Genomic DNA, 16,576 nt, shown 5'->3' with positions numbered 1-16,576 from the left:
TAGGAAAAGGGGGAGCGTCGCGGCGAGGCCTGGCGCGCTCCCGAGTTTAGAGGAAGAGTCCGGGGCCGGGGCGACTTCCTTCGGGGAATCTGACGCCGACTTTGCCAATCTTGTTCCCGTCCATCACCGCCACGGTCCAGATGGTGTTGTTCCACTCCACCTGGTCGCCGACCACCGGTGCGCCACCGACCTTCTGGGCGATGAACGCAGCCAGCGGCATGTCCGCGTCCTGGCCGTCGAGCTTGAGCCCGTAGAGCGCCGAAACCGCGCCCAGCTGGGCGTCGCCTTCGAGTACGAAGTCGCCGAAAAACCGCAGGTCCAGGCCGCGTTCGGGGGCCTGGCTGAAGAGTTTGCCGAGGGCCGGCAGGTTGTGTTCATGGCCGATCACGCACAGCAGATCGTCGGCTTCGAGCACCGTACTACCCGACGGATGGAGCAGTTGCTGGCCACGAAACAGCGCCGCGATCCGCGTGCCTTCAGGCATTTTCAACTCGCGCAGGGCCGCACCGATGCACCATTTCTCCGCCCCCAGGCGATAGACGAACAGCTCCCATTCGCTGGTGACGTGGACTTCCAGGGCCGCCCGGGAAATCGGCGCCGGCTCCGGTGGCACCGTGACCTTCAGCCACTTGGCCACCCACGGCAGGCTGGTGCCCTGCACCAGCAGCGAGATCAGCACGATGAAGAACGCCAGGTTGAAGTACAGCTGGGCATTGGGCAGCCCGGCCATCAACGGGAACACCGCAAGAATGATCGGCACCGCGCCACGCAGCCCGACCCAGGAAATAAACGCCTTTTCCCGGCCATGGAAGGCCTTGAACGGCAGCAGCCCCACCAGCACCGACAACGGCCGGGCGAACAGGATCATCCACAGCGCCAGGCCCAGGGCCGGCAGGGCGATGGGCAGCAGGTCGTGCGGGGTGACCAGCAGCCCCAGCACCAGGAACATGCCGATCTGCGCCAGCCAGGCCATGCCATCGAGCATGTGCAGGATGCCGTGGCGGCTGCGCACCGGGCGGTTGCCGATCACCAGGCCGCACAGGTACACCGCGAGGAAGCCGCTGCCGTGCAGGGCGTTGGTCAGGGCGAAGACCACCAGGCCGCCCGCCACCACCAGGATCGGGTACAGGCCGTTGGCCAGATGGATGCGATTGACCAGTTGCAGCATCAGCCAGCCGCCGCCCAGGCCGATCATCGCGCCGATGCCGAACTCACGGATCAGGTCCCCCAGCAGGCTCCAGTGCAAGCCGGTGTGGCCCTGAGCGAGCATGTCGATCAGGGTTACGGTGAGAAACACGGCCATCGGGTCGTTACTGCCGGACTCGATCTCCAGGGTGGCGGTGACCCGTTCGTTGAGGCCCTTGCCACCCAGGAGCGAAAACACCGCCGCAGCGTCGGTGGAGCCGACAATGGCGCCGATCAGCAGGCCCTGGATCGGGTTGAGGTCGAACAGCCAGGCGGCGGCCATGCCGGTCAGCCCGGTGGTGATCAGCACCCCCACCGTGGCCAGGGACAGCGCCGGCCACAGCGCCACGCGGAAACTCGCCACCCGGGTGCGCAAGCCGCCGTCCAGCAGGATCACTGCCAGGGCCAGGTTGCCCACCAGGTAGGCCGTCGGGTAGTTGTTGAAGATGATGCCGCCGCCATCGACGCCGGCGGTCATGCCCACGGCGAGGATGATCACCAGGATCGGGATGCCCAGGCGTGATGAAAGTGAACTCACCAGAATGCTCGCACCTACCAGCAACGCGCCGATCAAGAACAGGCTGTTGATGGTCGTCGCATTCAAAGGCATTACTCCAGGGCGAAAAAGGCGGGCGCAAACTGACCATGCAGTCTGCGTGCCAGCGATTCTAACCTGTTGAAATGCGCCACTGTCAAAAAGCTTTTGATGACAGTGGCGGATTCTTCGGGCGTGAATTCCGGCGCCGTTTTACCGGCGTCTTGCGGGGCTGGCGAGCGGTTTCAGAGACGGAAGCGGGCGACCATGCCGTTGAGGTCCACGGCCAGGCGCGACAGCTCGTTGCTGGCTGCACTGGTCTGGTTGGCGCCGGTGGCCGACTGCACCGACAAGTCGCGGATGTTGACCAGGTTGCGGTCCACTTCGCGGGCCACCTGGGCCTGTTCTTCGGCGGCGCTGGCGATCACCAGGTTGCGTTCGTTGATCTCGATGATGGCGCTGTTGATGGTGTCCAGCGACAGACCGGCGCCCCGGGCGATGTTCAGCGTCGACTCGGCGCGCTCGGTGCTGTTGCGCATCGAATCCACGGCGTGCTCGGTGCCGCTCTGGATGCTGCCGATCATGCGTTCGATTTCGCTGGTGGACTGCTGGGTGCGGTGCGCCAGGGCGCGAACCTCGTCGGCGACCACGGCAAAACCCCGGCCGGCTTCACCGGCACGGGCGGCTTCGATGGCGGCGTTGAGGGCCAGCAGGTTGGTCTGGTCGGCCAGGCCGCGAATCACGTCCAGCACCTTGCCGATGTCCCGGGACTCGTTGGCCAGGTCGCCGATCAGGCTGGCGGTGCTCTGCACATCGGAACTCATGCGTTCGATGGCGGCCACGGTTTCCTGCACCAGGTCGCGGCCGTCGCCGGCCGAGGTGGTGGCGTTCTTCGAGGCTTCGGAGGTGCTGACGGCGTTGCGCGCCACTTCTTCCACGGCGCTGGTCATTTCATTGACCGCCGTCGCGGCTTGCTCGATCTCGTTGTTCTGCTGGGTCAGGCCGCGAGCGCTTTCCTCGGTGACGCTGTTGAGCTCTTCGGCCGCCGATGCCAGCTGGGTGGCGGAGCCGGAGATGCGCTGCAGGGTGTCGCGCAGCTTTTCCTGCATCTTGGCCATGGCCTGCAACAGGCGCCCGGCTTCGTCGCTGCCGTCGATCTTGATCGGCCGGGTCAGGTTGCCTTCGGCGATTTCCTCGGCGGCGCCCAGGGCGTTGGCGATCGGCAGGGTGATGCTGCGGGTCAGCAGCCAGGCGAACAGGAAGGTCAGGCCGGTGGCCAGCACCAGCAGCGCTACCACCAGGTTGAAGGCCGAGGAATATTGCTCGGCGGCTTGCTGGTTGGTGTCCAGGGTCTGCTGGGTGTTGATCTCCAGCAGGCGGTTGAGCACGGTGTTCATGGCTTCGGAGTTGTTCAGCAGGTCGGTGTTGAGCAGGTTGCGCAACTCGTCCACCTGGTTGCTGCGGGACAAGCTCTTCATCCGCTCTTCAATCTGCCGGTACTGGCCCAGCAGCTGTACGTACTGGTCGTAGGCGGCTTTTTCCGCCGAGCTGGTGATCAGCTTCTCGTAGGTGGTCTGGGCGCTGCGGATCTGCTGGTTGCGCATCTCCAGCAGTTCAATGGTCTTTTGCTGGACATCCGGTTCACGGTTCACCAGCAGGCGATAGGACAGCACCCGCAGGCGCAGGGTCAGCTGGGTGAACTCGTCGAGGCTCTTGATGCTCGGCACGCTGCTCAGGGTGATGTCCTCGGCGGCGCCGCGGATCTTGCTCATCTGATTCAGGGCGAACACCCCCAGGATCAGCATCAAGCCGCCGATCATGGCAAAGCCGAGGAAGGCCCGCGGTGCGATATTCATATTACGAAGGGACATGGTGGGGTACCAAAATGGGCGCATCCGTGCGGGGCTTGAGACTGATCTACCGTGACTTATCGGTCGTACGACTAAAGTCTTGAGTCTCGCCGCGGATTTAGCCGCTTGGCTACGCCCCGTCCCGGGAGCGCCAGTGATGAGTCGCGCCGGCCCCAGCCCCGTAATAGAGGGCTGGAGCAGGAGAAACAGGCGCTGTTACAGCTGAAAGCGGGTCACCAGGCTGTTCAGGTCCGTGGCCAGGACCGACAGCTCGCTGCTGGCGGAACGGGTCTGGTTGGCCCCGGTGGTGGACTGCACCGACAGGTCGCGAATGTTCACCAGGTTGCGGTCCACTTCGCGGGCCACCTGGGCCTGTTCTTCGGCGGCGCTGGCGATCACCAGGTTGCGTTCGTTGATCTCGTTGATGGCGCTGTTGATGGTGTCCAGCGACAGGCCGGCGCCCCGGGCGATGTTCAGGGTCGATTCGGCGCGCTCGGTGCTGTTGCGCATCGAATCCACGGCGTGCTCGGTGCCGCTCTGGATGCTGCCGATCATGCGCTCGATTTCGCTGGTGGACTGCTGGGTGCGGTGCGCCAGGGCGCGAACCTCGTCGGCGACCACGGCAAAGCCCCGGCCGGCTTCACCGGCGCGGGCGGCTTCGATGGCCGCGTTGAGGGCCAGCAGGTTGGTCTGGTCGGCCAGGCCGCGAATCACGTCCAGCACCTTGCCGATGTCCCGGGACTCGTTGGCCAGTTCGCCGATCAGGTTGGCGGTGCTCTGTACGTCGCCGGTCATGCGTTCGATCGCGGTGACGGTTTCCCGCACCATGTCCCGTCCGTCACCGGCAGAGCGGGTGGCGCTCTGCGAGGCTTCGGAGGTGCTGACGGCGTTGCGCGCCACTTCCTCCACGGCGCTGGTCATTTCATTGACGGCGGTCGCCGCTTGCTCGATTTCATCGTTCTGCTGGGTCAGGCCGCGGGCGCTTTCGTCGGTGACGCTATTGAGTTCCTCGGCGGCCGAGGCCAGTTGGCCGGCAGAGCCGGAAATGCGTTGCAGGGTGTCTCGCAGCCTGTTCTGCATGGTGAGCATGGCTTGCAGCAGGCGGCCGGCTTCGTCGCCGCCGTCCACGGTGATCGGTCGGGTCAGGTCGCCCTCGGCGATCGCTTCGGCGGCGGACAGGGCATTGGCGATCGGCAAGGTGATGCTGCGGATCAGTCGCCAGGCGAACAGCAGAGTAAGGGCGGTGGCCAGCGCCAGTAGCGTCACCACCAGGTTGAAGGCCGTGGTGTATTGCTCGGCCGCCGTGCGGTCGGCGGTGCTGGAGTACTGGGTGTTGATCTCGACCAGCTGGCCGAGGGCCGCGTTGATTTTTTCGGCGCTGTCCATCAGGTCGCTGTTCAACAGTTTTTGCATGCTCTCGAGCTGGTTGTCGTGCGACAGCTCGATCAGCTGGCTTTCCAGCTGGCGATGGTGGGTCAGCAGATTGACGTACTGCTCGTAAGCGGCGCGCTCCTCGGGGCTGCTGATGAGCCTCTGGTACTGGGTGCGGGCTTGATCGATCTTCTGGTTGCGCTGGGTGATGGTGTCCAGGGTTTTTTGTTGTTCCTGAGGGTCGCGGTTGAGCAGCAGCCGATAGGCCTGAATCCGCAGGCGCAGGCTCAGTTGAGTGAATTCGTCGACGCTCTTGATGCTGGGGATGGTGTCCTGGGTGATTCTTTCGGTCGCTGCGCGGATCTGGCTCATTTGATTCAGGGCAAAGATCCCCAGGAACAGCATCAAGCAACCTATCAGGGCGAAACCGAGGAATGCCCTCGGAGCGATATTCATGGTGCGCAGGGACATTGAACCTACCTCGGGTGTGCGCTGTTCGCGCTTTGTGGGTCAGGGAAGTAACTGTGCTATCGCGCTGAAAAAACGCTTCTTGAACCGTCAGAGGAGTTTTCAGAAAAGTCCTAGTGCTTTTTGGGAAAATTCGGAAAAGTCTGATGGGGCCGACAGAGCGTCAGGAACCCGAAGGCGAAATGGCAGTCTCTAGCAGCTCTCGCGGAAGGGTCATCGCCAGTAAAATCAAGGCCTTGCGCCTGGATATCCCTGGTGTCCAGGGTGACTTTTCTTTATCGTACGCGCCCTTTGCAAAAAGCCCGGAATATCAAAATGTTGGAAGCATCCCTTAGCCAATTGGAACAGCTGGTCAGCGACCTGGTGGTACAGAACCAGGAACTGCTCGGCACGAACGAAACCCTCAAGGCACAACTGCTACAGGCCAAGGACGAGAACGAAAGCCTGCAATTGAGCCTCATGGAGCAGGAAGAAAAGCACGGCGCTACCGCCGCCCGCATCCAGGCTCTGGTTGAGCGCGTCAGTGCGAGCCCGGCCAAGCCATGAGACACCATATCGATGGGGTGAAGGTGGTCTCGATCCTGGGTGAGGATTACTCGATCAAGGCGCCGGCAGGGGAAGAACAGACCCTGATGGACGCTGCGCTGATGCTCAAGGCCGCCCTGGCCGACACCAAGAAGAAATACCCGACGCTGATCGGCGAGCGCCTGCTGGTGCTGGCGGCGATGAACCTGTGCTCGCAGCAGATCGAGATGCAAAAGCGTCATGCCCAGGAGCTGGAGCGTTATCAGGAACAGGTGAGCGCCACCGTCGAGGTGATCGCCAAGACCATTCAACAGAATTGATGGAAGTGCACACAGCCGGCGGGTAATGGGTTGGACAAGCAGGGTCAATGTTTGTATACAACTTCCCGCGGCTGGCGCGGTATCTCAGCCTCTTATAACCATAAGAAAGAGGTGTTCCATGCAATTCTGGCGACGCAGTATTCAATGGCAGCTGATCCTCAGCATGGGATCAGCCCTGTTGGTCAGTCTGCTGGTGGTAGTAGCCATCTACACGGTGCTGATCAATCACTTGACCCAGAACTATCTGGTGGACAGAGCGCTGCCTTCGAGCATCGAGGCCATGCGCAATGATATCGAACGCATTCTTACCCAGCCGCTGACCGCCGCCCGCGACCTGGCCGGCAACGGCATGCTGCGCGACTGGCTGGCGGCGGGCGAAGAACCGGCCCGGGCGCAGAGCTTCATCAGCTACCTGGAAGACATCCGCGCCGAGAACCAGGCGTTCACCACCATGATGGCGAGCCCGCTCAGCCATCACTATTACAACCAGAAAGGCCTGGACCGGACCCTCAGTCGGGATAACCCGAAGGACGTCTGGTTCTATCGCTTTATCGACAGCGGCAAGCCACGGGTGCTGAACATCGATATCGACGTTGCCAGTGGCGAGCTGGCGATGTTCATCAACGACCGGGTCGAGAAAGACGGTGAACTGGTGGGCGTCACCGGCCTGGGCTTGCGCATGACCGAGCTGTCGAAGCTGATTCACGACTACAGCTTTGGTGAGCGCGGCCGGGTGTTTCTGGTGCGCAACGACGGTTTGATCCAGGTGCATCCGGACGCCGAGTTCAGCGGCAAGCGGCAGTTGTCCGAGCAGATCGGCGCGACGGCCGCCGAGGCGCTGATGGGGCATGAGGGGCTGACCAGCAGCCATTTCGAGCGCGATGGTGAAGACTTCCTGGCCCTGAGCCTGCCTCTGCGCGGCTTTGGCTGGAGCCTGGTGGCCGAGGTGCCGCAGGCGCAGATCTACGCCGAGGCGCATCGCGCCATCTGGCTGACCAGCCTGATTGGCCTGGGCATAGCCGCGGTCTGCCTGGCACTGGTTGTGCTGCTGGCCCGTGGCCTGGTGCGCCCGGTCCGGCAAGTGACCGAGGGGCTGGTGGCCATCGGCAGTGGCGGGGGTGACCTGACCCTGCGCCTGGATGCCAGCCGCGCCGACGAACTGGGTGACCTGGCCCGCGGGTTCAACCGTTTCCTCGACAGCCAGCACGGCATGATCGGCGAAGTACTGGCCACCACCGAGCGCCTGCGTTCTTCCGTGGGCCAGGTGGCGGCGGTGGTGGAGAACACCGCCGAACGTTCCGGGCGGCAACAGGAAATGACCGACATGGTGGCCACGGCCGTGCACCAGATGGGCCTGACGGTCCAGGACATCGCGCGCAATGCCGGGCAGGCCGCCGACGCCTCCCAGGCGGCTCGGGAGGAAGCCCTGCAAGCCCGCGACGTGGTGGGCGTATCGATCCGGCATATCGAGGGCATGTCCGGGGAAATTGCCCTGGCGGCCAGCGCCGTTGGCGAACTGGCGGAGCAGGTGGCGTCCATCGACCAGGTGCTGGCGGTGATTCGCGGAGTGTCCGAGCAGACCAACCTGCTGGCCCTCAACGCCGCCATCGAGGCCGCCCGTGCCGGAGAGATGGGCCGCGGCTTTGCCGTGGTGGCCGATGAAGTGCGGACCCTGGCCCAACGCACCCAGGCCTCCACCGACGAGATCCAGCAGATGATCCAGGGCCTCAAGCAGGGCGCGGAGAATGCCGTGGCCTCCATGCATGCAGGGCAGTCGGCGACCGGCACCGGGGTTCAGTCCAGCCAGCAGACCGGGGCTTCGTTGACCGCGATTACCGGGCAGGTGGAGCACATCAGCGACATGAACCAGCAAGTGGCCACGGCCACCGACCAGCAATCGGCGGTGACCGAGGAGATCAACCGCAACGTACAGGGGATTTCCGACCTGGCCCGTGCCACGGCGGCCGAGGTGCAGGCCTGCCGTGAAGACTGCCGGACCCTGCAGCGCCTGGCCGAGGACCTGGCGCGCCAGGTGGGTGGTTTCAAGCTGCGCTGACCGCCCAGGGGCGCGGGCCTGCCAGCGAACCGCGTGCTGCGGTGTGCCAGGCCCGCGCGCCTAGGTGTCTCAGGCCGCCTGGGCCTCAGAACCAGGCGTCCTGCATGGCCAGGCAGGTGTCGTCCCGCGCTTCCAGCAGTGTCAGTTCATGCTGGCAGGCCGGTACTTCCCAGGTCAGGAAGTAGCGCGCGGCCTGCAGCTTGCCTCGGTAGAAATCCCCATCCGCCGCCACTTCGCGGGCCAGCCCTTCTTCGGCTCTGATGGCCTGTTCCAGCCAGCGCCAGCCAATCACTGCATGGCCGAATGCTTTCAGATACAGCGCCGAGTTGGCCAGGGTGGCCGTGACCTTGCCGCTGGCCAGGTCCCCCAGCAGGCCCAGGGTCACGCTTTGCAGGCGCGACACCAGTTGCTCCAGAGGCTGGCGCAGGGCGTCCAGCGACGGATGGGCGCGGGCCCGTTCGCCCGTCTCGGCGATCAGGCGAATCAGGCGCTTGAGCCCGGCGCCGCCGTTTTGCGCCAGCTTGCGCCCCAGCAGGTCGAGGGACTGGATGCCGTGGGTGCCTTCGTGGATCGGGTTCAGGCGGTTGTCGCGGTAGTACTGCTCCACCGGGTATTCCCGGGTGTAGCCGTGGCCGCCGAGGATCTGGATCGCCAGTTCGTTGGCCTTGAGGCAGAACTCCGACGGCCAGGATTTGACGATCGGGGTCAGCAGGTCCAGCAGTTCATGGGCCTGCTGGCGCTCGTCCTCGCCGGCCAGGGTGGTGGTGTCATCGAACAGCCGCGCCGCGTACAGCCCCAGGTCGAAGGCGCCTTCGACGTAGGCCTTCTGGGTCAGCAGCATGCGTCGCACATCGGCGTGCTGGATGATCGACACCGGCGCGCTGGTCGGGTCCTTGCTGTCCGGCAGGCGACCTTGCGGGCGTTCGCGGGCGTATTCCAGGGAATACAGATAGCCGGCGTAGCCGAGCATCACCGCGCCCATGCCGACGCCGATCCGCGCCTCGTTCATCATCTGGAACATGTAGCTCAGGCCGTGGTGGGGCTGGCCCACCAGATAGCCCACGCAATGGCCGTTATCGCCGAAGTTCAGCGCGGTGGAGGTGGTGCCGCGCCAGCCCATCTTATGGAACAGCCCGGCCAGCAGCACATCGTTGCGCGGCCCCAGGCTGCCGTCGTCGTTGACCAGGAACTTGGGCACGATAAACAGCGAAATGCCTTTCACCCCGGGCGGCGCGTCCGGCAGCTTGGCCAGGACCATGTGCACGATGTTCTCCGACAGCGGGTGGTCACCGCCGGAGATGAAGATCTTGTTGCCCTTGAGCCGGTAGCTGCCATCGCTTGCCGGTTCGGCACGGGTGCGGATATCGGACAGCGAGGAGCCGGCATGGGGCTCGGTCAGGGCCATGGTGCCGAAGAACCGGCCGTCGATCATCGGTTGCAGGAAGCGTTGTTTCTGCTCGTCGGTGCCGAAGCTCTCGATCAGGTTGGCCGCGCCCATGGTCAGGAACGGATAGGACGTGGTGGCTGCGTTGGCGGCCTGGAAGTGGGCGAAGCAGGCCTGGGACAGCAGGGTCGGCAATTGCATGCCGCCGGCGTCGAAACTGCGCGCGGCATTCAGGAAGCCGGCTTCGAGGAAGGCGTCCACCGCCGGTTTCACTTCAGGGATCAGCACCGCCTGGCCGTCTTCATAGCGAGGCTCGTGCTCATCGCCCTTGCGGTTGTGCGGGGCGAAGCACTTCTCGGCGATGTGGCGCGCGGTGCCCAGGGCGGCGTCGAAGGTTTCTCGATTGTGTTCGGCAAACCGCTCGCGCTGGGTCAGGCCCTCGGCATCGAGTACCTCATACAGTTCGAAAGCCAGATTGCGGGAACTGAGCAGCGTCTCGGACATGGCGGCATACCTGTTGGCTAGGGAGTGGCCGAGTCTAGTCGCGTGAATAAAGGCTGGATAGAAAGATTGATGAAGGTGATGGAGGGGCAGAAGCAGCTACAAGCTACAAGCTACAAGCTACAAGCTACAAGCTACAAGCTACAAGCTACAAGCTACAAGCTACAAGCTACAAGCTACAAGCTACAAGCTGCAGGCAAAGGCGTTGCACCCTCACTTGCCGCTTGAAGCTTGCAGCTTGCCGCTGCTGTTAACCGATGGTCATCAGGCTGGCGTTACCGCCGGCCGCTGCGGTGTTGACGCTCAGGGCGCGCTCGATCACCAGGCGCTCCAGGGCAATCGCCGTTTCGCCCTGGGACAGGCCCTGGACGCCGACGATGGCACCGGCACGCTGGGCCACCTGCTGGCAGACGCCGCGCAGTTGGTCCGAGTCGCCATGATGCAGGACGGCGTCGAACACCACCTCGTCCTTGGTCCAGTCGGCCACACGCTGGATGCGCGCCTGCACGTCCTTCGGCAGACGGGCGAACAGGGCCTTACCGAGGTCGCTTTCCGGCCACACCGCCGAGCCGCCAACCGCCAGCACCGCCGCCAGTTGGGTCAGCAGGTCGCCCTCGACCTCCGCCAGGCACAGGACGTGCTCGCGGGGCAGGATGGCGTAGCTGTTGCGCTCGCCGGTCGGGCCGGTCAGCTGCCGGGTGATGCCGCTTTGCGATTGGCCGGCGAACTGTTTGCACAGGCTCGCCAGGTCCGCCAGCTTGCTGCTTTCGGCCCAGGCTTGCAGCGCGTTCAGCGGTTTGCCGAGGACTTCGCGCAGGCGCAGGTCCGGGGCATTCTCGGCATCGCCACGGGCGAAGGACTGCTCGATGGCATCCACCGGACGGGTCGACAGCAGGCGGTACAGGTACAGCGGGCCGCCGGCTTTCGGGCCGGTGCCCGACAGGCCTTCGCCGCCGAACGGCTGCACGCCGACCACGGCGCCGACGATGTTGCGGTTGACGTAGACGTTACCGGCGTGGACGTTGTCCACCACCTTGGCGATGGTCTCGTCGATCCGGGTGTGCACACCCAGGGTCAGGCCATAGCCGGACGCGTTGATCTGGGCGATCAGCTGGTCGATTTCCTTGCGCTTGTAGCGCACCACGTGCAGCACCGGGCCGAAGATCTCGCGTTGCAGCTCATCGAAGCTTTCCAGCTCGATCAGGGTTGGCATGACAAAGGTGCCGCGCTTGCATTCTTCGCTGTCGGCGATGGCCATCTGGTACACGCTGCGACCTTTGTCGCGCATGGCCTGGATGTGCTTCTCGATGCCGGCCTTGGCTTCGGCGTCGATCACCGGGCCGATGTCCACCGACAGGCGCTCCGGGTTGCCCAGGCGGCTTTCGGCCATGGCGCCCTTGAGCATTTCGATCACGCGGTCGGCGGAATCTTCCTGCAGGCACAGCACGCGCAGGGCCGAGCAACGCTGGCCGGCGCTGTCGAAGGCCGAGGACACCACGTCGATGACCACTTGTTCGGTCAGGGCCGAGGAGTCGACGATCATCGCGTTCTGGCCGCCGGTTTCGGCGATCAGCGGGATGGGACGGCCCTGGTTGTCCAGGCGCCCGGCGATGTTGCGTTGCAGCAGGCGCGCGACTTCGGTGGAACCGGTGAACATCACGCCCTTGACCCGCTCGTCACCGACCAGGCGGGCACCCACGCTCTCGCCCTGGCCCGGCAGCAGTTGCAGCACGCCTTCGGGAATCCCGGCTTCGAGCAGCAGGCGCACGGCCTGGGCCGCCACCAGCGGCGTCTGTTCGGCCGGCTTGGCCAGTACCGGGTTGCCGGCGGCCAGGGCGGCGGCCACCTGGCCACTGAAGATCGCCAGCGGGAAGTTCCACGGGCTGATGCACACCACCGGGCCCAGCGGACGATGAGCGTCGTTGCTGAAGTCGTTGCGTGCCTGCACCGCGTAGTAACGCAGGAAGTCCACGGCTTCACGCACTTCGGCGATGGCGTTGGCGAAGGTCTTGCCGGCCTCGCGGGCCAGCAGGCCCATCAGCGGCTGGATCTCGCCTTCCATCAGGTCGGCGGCGCGTTCGAGGATCGCGGCGCGTTCGGCCGGCGGCGTGGCCTGCCAGATCGGCGCGGCGTTGAGGGCGCACTGGATGGCGTTGTCGACGTCTTCGACCGTGGCTTCCTGGACGTGGCCGACCACATCGCGATGGTCCGACGGGTTGAGGACCGGCGCCGGGGTTTCGCTGCTGGCGGCGCAACCGAGCATCGGTGCGGCCTTCCAGTGGTTGTGGGCGGTGGCCAGCAGCGCGCAGGACAGCGACGCCAGGCGGTGTTCGTTGGCCATGTCGATGCCGGCGGAGTTGGCACGCTCGGCGCCATACAGGTCACGCGGCAGCGGAATGCGCGGGTGCGGCAGGCCGAAGCCGCCTTCCAGGGTGGCCATCTGTTCGATCTGGCTCACCGGGTCGGCCACCAGTTCCTGGATCGAGATCGACTGGTCGGCAATGCGGTTGACGAACGAGGTGTTGGCGCCGTTTTCCAGCAGGCGGCGGACCAGGTAGGCCAACAGGGTTTCGTGGGTGCCGACCGGTGCGTACACGCGGCATGGACGGTTCAGCTTGCCTTCGGCGACCTTGCCCACCACTTGCTCGTACAGCGGTTCGCCCATGCCGTGCAGGCACTGGAACTCGTACTGGCCGGGGTAATAGTTCTGACCGGCAATGTGGTAGATCGCCGACAGGGTGTGGGCGTTGTGGGTGGCGAACTGCGGGTAGATGACTTCCGGCACCGACAGCAGTTTGCGTGCGCAGGCAATGTAGGAAACGTCGGTGTACACCTTGCGGGTATAGACCGGATAACCTTCCAGGCCTTCGACCTGGGCGCGTTTGATCTCGCTGTCCCAGTAGGCGCCTTTTACCAGGCGGATCATCAGGCGGTGACGGCTGCGGCGGGCCAGGTCGATCACGTAGTCGATCACGTACGGGCAGCGCTTCTGGTAGGCCTGGATCACGAAGCCGATACCGTTCCAGCCGGTCAGTTGCGGCTCGAAGCACAGGCGTTCCAGCAGGTCCAGCGACAGCTCCAGGCGGTCGGCTTCCTCGGCGTCGATGTTCAGGCCGATGTCGTACTGCTTGGCCAGCAGGGTCAGGGACAGCAGGCGCGGGTACAGCTCTTCCATCACGCGCTCGTACTGCGCGCGGCTGTAGCGCGGGTGCAGGGCCGAGAGCTTGATCGAGATGCCCGGGCCTTCATAGATGCCGCGACCGTGGGAAGCCTTGCCAATGGAGTGGATGGCCTGCTCGTAGGAGGCGAGGTATTTCTGCGCGTCGTGCTCGGTCAGTGCCGCTTCGCCGAGCATGTCGTAGGAATAGCGGAAGCCCTTGGCTTCGAACTTGCTGGCGTTGGCCAGGGCTTCGGCGATGGTTTCGCCGGTGACGAACTGTTCGCCCATCAGGCGCATGGCCATGTCCACGCCCTTGCGGATCATCGGCTCGCCGCTCTTGCCGATGATGCGGCTCAGGGAGGAGGTCAGGCCGGCCTCGTTGTGGGTCGACACCAGCTTGCCGGTGAGCAACAGGCCCCAAGTGGCGGCGTTGACGAACAGCGACGGGCTGTTGCCCAGGTGCGGCTGCCAGTTGCCGGTGCTGATCTTGTCGCGGATCAGCGCATCGCGGGTGCCCTTGTCGGGAATGCGCAGCAGGGCTTCGGCCAGGCACATCAGCGCCACGCCTTCCTGGGACGACAGGGAGAACTCCTGCAGCAGGCCCTGGACGATACCGGCACGGCCGCCGGCGCTCTTCTGGTTGCGCAGTTTCTCGGCGATCGAGGCCGCCAGTTTGTTCGCGGCTTCGGCGGTGGCGGCCGGCAGGCGCGCCTGCTCCAGCAGCATCGGCACCACTTCCGGTTCCGGGCGACGGTAGGCGGCGGTGATCGACGCGCGCAGCACCGACTGCGGGAGGATGCTTTCGGCAAACTCCAGGAAGCATTGGTGAGCGTGATCGGTCTGCACCTCGCCAGCGTCATCGCCGTCTTTGGCGGTGACACTGCTCAGCTCGGACAGGGTTGCACCACCCTCGAGTTTTTCCAGGTAATTGAAAATCGCCTGCTTGATCAGCCAGTGCGGCGTACGATCGATCGAGGCCGCGGCGGCCTTGAGGCGCTCGCGGGTTGGGTCGTCGAGTTTGACCCCGAGAGTGGTGGTAGCCATATTTTTATCCTCATGTTTGCCACGCACGTGTGGCATCAGCTGGCGGCAAGATTATCCGCGCGCTGAAATAGGTGCAACCGGGTGCAACCCATTTTCGGCCGGAAAAAACGGCAGCTTGTCAGGAATAAATATCCTGCATCACCGAGGCTGCATCGTGATGGTGCGTTTGCTTCTGAAAAATCGATTTCTTGCTCCAAAAAGGAGCAAAGACTTCGTTGCTGAACGAATATTTGACAAGGTGCAACTGAAATACCTCAAATTGGTTGCACCTTGTTCATTTTGTTGCATAGGATTCGCGCCCAAGGTGCAACCGACCCCTTTTGGGGTGGTTCATCGGCTGATGGCTTTCCTGGGGAAACATCAGTCATAAATGCGCGGCTCGCCCGATCGTCTGCCAAACATCATCGTTTGGCGACGGCAGGCAGTGACCGCCGCACCATAAAAACAAAGCCAGGGCGTAACTCAATGAGTGCAAGCAATCCCACCCTGATCACCTTCGTGATCTACATCGCGGCAATGGTGCTGATCGGCTTCATGGCCTATCGCTCCACCAACAACCTTTCCGACTACATTCTGGGCGGCCGTAGCCTGGGCAGCGTGGTGACCGCGCTTTCCGCCGGTGCTTCCGACATGAGTGGCTGGTTGCTGATGGGCCTGCCGGGCGCCATCTACATGTCCGGTCTTTCGGAAAGCTGGATCGCCATCGGCCTGATCGTCGGTGCCTACCTGAACTGGCTGTTCGTGGCCGGTCGCCTGCGGGTACAGACTGAACACAACGGTGATGCCCTGACCCTGCCGGACTACTTCTCCAGCCGCTTCGAAGACAAGAGCGGCTTGTTGCGGATCATCTCCGCGGTGGTGATCCTGGTGTTCTTCACCATCTACTGCGCCTCCGGCATCGTTGCCGGTGCCCGCTTGTTCGAAAGCACCTTCGGCATGCCGTACGAGACAGCCCTGTGGGCTGGCGCGGCCGCGACCATTGCCTACACCTTTGTCGGTGGCTTCCTGGCGGTGAGCTGGACAGATACCGTACAAGCCACCCTGATGATCTTCGCCCTGCTGCTGACCCCGATCATCGTGCTGCTGGCCACCGGTGGCGTCGACACCACCTTCCTGGCCATCGAGGCTCAGGACCCGACCAACTTCGACATGCTCAAGAACACCACCTTCATCGGCGTGATCTCGCTGATGGGCTGGGGCCTGGGCTACTTCGGTCAGCCACACATCCTGGCGCGCTTCATGGCGGCGGACTCGGTGAAATCGATCGCCAACGCTCGTCGCATCTCCATGACCTGGATGATCCTGTGCCTGGGCGGCACCGTGGCCGTGGGCTTCTTCGGCATCGCCTACTTCTCGGCGCATCCGGACGTGGCCGGCCCCGTGACCGAAAACCCTGAGCGTGTGTTCATCGAACTGGCCAAGCTGCTGTTCAACCCGTGGATTGCCGGTGTGCTGCTGTCGGCCATCCTGGCGGCGGTGATGAGCACCCTGAGCTGCCAGCTGCTGGTGTGCTCCAGTGCACTGACCGAAGACTTCTACAAAGCCTTCCTGCGCAAGCACGCCTCGCAGCTGGAACTGGTATGGGTCGGTCGCGCCATGGTGCTGGTGGTGGCGCTGATCGCCATTGCCATGGCCGCCAACCCGGAAAACCGCGTACTGGGCCTGGTGAGCTACGCCTGGGCCGGTTTCGGCGCCGCTTTCGGTCCTGTGGTGCTGATCTCGGTGATGTGGAAAGGCATGACCCGCAACGGCGCGCTGGCCGGGATCATCGTCGGTGCTGTCACCGTGATCCTGTGGAAGCACTTCGCGCTGCTGGGCCTGTACGAAATCATCCCGGGCTTCATCTTCGCCAGCCTGGCGATCCTGCTGGTGAGCAAGATGGGCGCGCCGAGCGCTGGCATGGTTCAGCGTTTCGAAGCGGCCGAGAAGGATTTCAAGCTCAACCACTGAGTGCGAAAACCCTGCCTTGATGGTTCGGGGCAATGAAAACGGCCCGCTGCGTCACCGCAGCGGGCCGTTTTTTTTGCGGTTCGGCTAGCTGCTGCCGCAGGCTGCGAACCTGATGGGCGGTATTCCGGCGCAGCGGTGGCGGCGCTCTGAAGAACGCCAAGGCTCGTCTGGCAATCGCCAAGCAAGGCCTTGCAGGCCTTTGCGCAGCCTCGCCATGGCTCGGCAGC

General features: G+C 64.1%; 9 protein-coding genes and 2 pseudogenes. 5 read left to right on the top strand and 6 right to left on the bottom strand.

Annotation, left to right across the window (positions count from 1 at the left end):
- Positions 1-46: 46 nt before the first annotated feature.
- The 4 genes and pseudogenes from LXM55_RS18360 to LXM55_RS32720 all read right to left on the bottom strand — a co-directional run.
- Positions 47-1,789, bottom strand: a complete 1,743-nt coding sequence (locus LXM55_RS18360) for a potassium/proton antiporter (protein WP_233321665.1) — start codon at positions 1,787-1,789, stop codon at positions 47-49.
- Positions 1,790-1,965: 176 nt separating this feature from the next.
- A complete protein-coding gene (locus tag LXM55_RS18355) occupies positions 1,966-3,576 on the bottom strand; it encodes a methyl-accepting chemotaxis protein (protein WP_233321989.1) in 1,611 nt (536 codons plus the stop codon).
- Between the two features lie 210 nt (positions 3,577-3,786).
- The gene (locus LXM55_RS32725) at positions 3,787-4,650 is read right to left on the bottom strand and encodes a methyl-accepting chemotaxis protein (protein WP_442799772.1); all 864 of its coding nucleotides are present in this window, start codon (positions 4,648-4,650) and stop codon (positions 3,787-3,789) included.
- Positions 4,642-5,397: pseudogene (locus LXM55_RS32720) on the bottom strand (MCP four helix bundle domain-containing protein); the annotation flags it as partial. The pseudogene LXM55_RS32720 and the gene LXM55_RS32725, both read right to left, overlap by 9 nt.
- A 327-nt stretch (positions 5,398-5,724) precedes the next feature.
- Here LXM55_RS32720 and LXM55_RS18345 point away from each other — a divergent pair.
- From LXM55_RS18345 to LXM55_RS32710, 4 genes and pseudogenes are all read left to right on the top strand, one after another.
- On the top strand, positions 5,725-5,955 hold the full coding sequence (locus LXM55_RS18345) for a hypothetical protein (RefSeq protein WP_233321661.1): 231 nt from the start codon (positions 5,725-5,727) through the stop codon (positions 5,953-5,955).
- Positions 5,952-6,254 (top strand): cell division protein ZapA, encoded by a 303-nt coding sequence (locus LXM55_RS18340; protein WP_011058865.1) that lies wholly within the window; start codon positions 5,952-5,954, stop codon positions 6,252-6,254. The genes LXM55_RS18345 and LXM55_RS18340 overlap by 4 nt, the downstream gene beginning before the upstream one ends.
- A gap of 25 nt (positions 6,255-6,279) precedes the next feature.
- Positions 6,280-7,443: pseudogene (locus LXM55_RS32715) on the top strand (cache domain-containing protein); the annotation flags it as partial.
- A 21-nt stretch (positions 7,444-7,464) separates the two neighbouring features.
- Positions 7,465-8,310, top strand: a complete 846-nt coding sequence (locus LXM55_RS32710) for a methyl-accepting chemotaxis protein (protein WP_442799771.1) — start codon at positions 7,465-7,467, stop codon at positions 8,308-8,310.
- 85 nt (positions 8,311-8,395) lie between these two features.
- Here LXM55_RS32710 and LXM55_RS18330 read toward each other — a convergent pair whose 3' ends face one another.
- Positions 8,396-10,198 (bottom strand): acyl-CoA dehydrogenase, encoded by a 1,803-nt coding sequence (locus LXM55_RS18330; RefSeq protein ID WP_233321659.1) that lies wholly within the window; start codon positions 10,196-10,198, stop codon positions 8,396-8,398.
- 247 nt (positions 10,199-10,445) lie between these two features.
- A complete protein-coding gene (putA, locus tag LXM55_RS18325; RefSeq protein ID WP_233321657.1) occupies positions 10,446-14,399 on the bottom strand; it encodes a trifunctional transcriptional regulator/proline dehydrogenase/L-glutamate gamma-semialdehyde dehydrogenase in 3,954 nt (1,317 codons plus the stop codon).
- A 465-nt stretch (positions 14,400-14,864) separates the two neighbouring features.
- Between putA and putP the strand changes: the two genes are divergently transcribed.
- Positions 14,865-16,349, top strand: coding sequence for a sodium/proline symporter PutP (gene putP / locus LXM55_RS18320; protein WP_233321656.1), 1,485 nt, complete (start codon positions 14,865-14,867; stop codon positions 16,347-16,349).
- Positions 16,350-16,576: the final 227 nt, after the last annotated feature.

The organism is Pseudomonas sp. Au-Pse12 (genome assembly GCF_021341665.1).
In the GTDB taxonomy this organism is placed as follows: Bacteria; Pseudomonadota; Gammaproteobacteria; order Pseudomonadales; family Pseudomonadaceae; genus Aquipseudomonas.
The sequence above is the reverse complement of the archived record's forward strand: the minus strand, read 5'-3'. Positions and strand labels throughout refer to the sequence as shown.

Excerpts from the sequence above, each read along its gene's own strand:
- LXM55_RS18355 (WP_233321989.1), bottom strand. The coding sequence starts at position 3,576 with ATGAATATCGCACCGCGGGCCTTCCTCGGCTTTGCCATGATCGGCGGC.
- LXM55_RS32725 (WP_442799772.1), bottom strand. The coding sequence starts at position 4,650 with ATGCAGAACAGGCTGCGAGACACCCTGCAACGCATTTCCGGCTCTGCC.
- LXM55_RS18345 (WP_233321661.1), top strand. The coding sequence starts at position 5,725 with ATGTTGGAAGCATCCCTTAGCCAATTGGAACAGCTGGTCAGCGACCTG.
- LXM55_RS18340 (WP_011058865.1), top strand. The coding sequence starts at position 5,952 with ATGAGACACCATATCGATGGGGTGAAGGTGGTCTCGATCCTGGGTGAG.
- LXM55_RS32710 (WP_442799771.1), top strand. The coding sequence starts at position 7,465 with ATGATCGGCGAAGTACTGGCCACCACCGAGCGCCTGCGTTCTTCCGTG.
- LXM55_RS18330 (WP_233321659.1), bottom strand. The coding sequence starts at position 10,198 with ATGTCCGAGACGCTGCTCAGTTCCCGCAATCTGGCTTTCGAACTGTAT.
- putA (WP_233321657.1), bottom strand. The coding sequence starts at position 14,399 with ATGGCTACCACCACTCTCGGGGTCAAACTCGACGACCCAACCCGCGAG.
- putP (WP_233321656.1), top strand. The coding sequence starts at position 14,865 with ATGAGTGCAAGCAATCCCACCCTGATCACCTTCGTGATCTACATCGCG.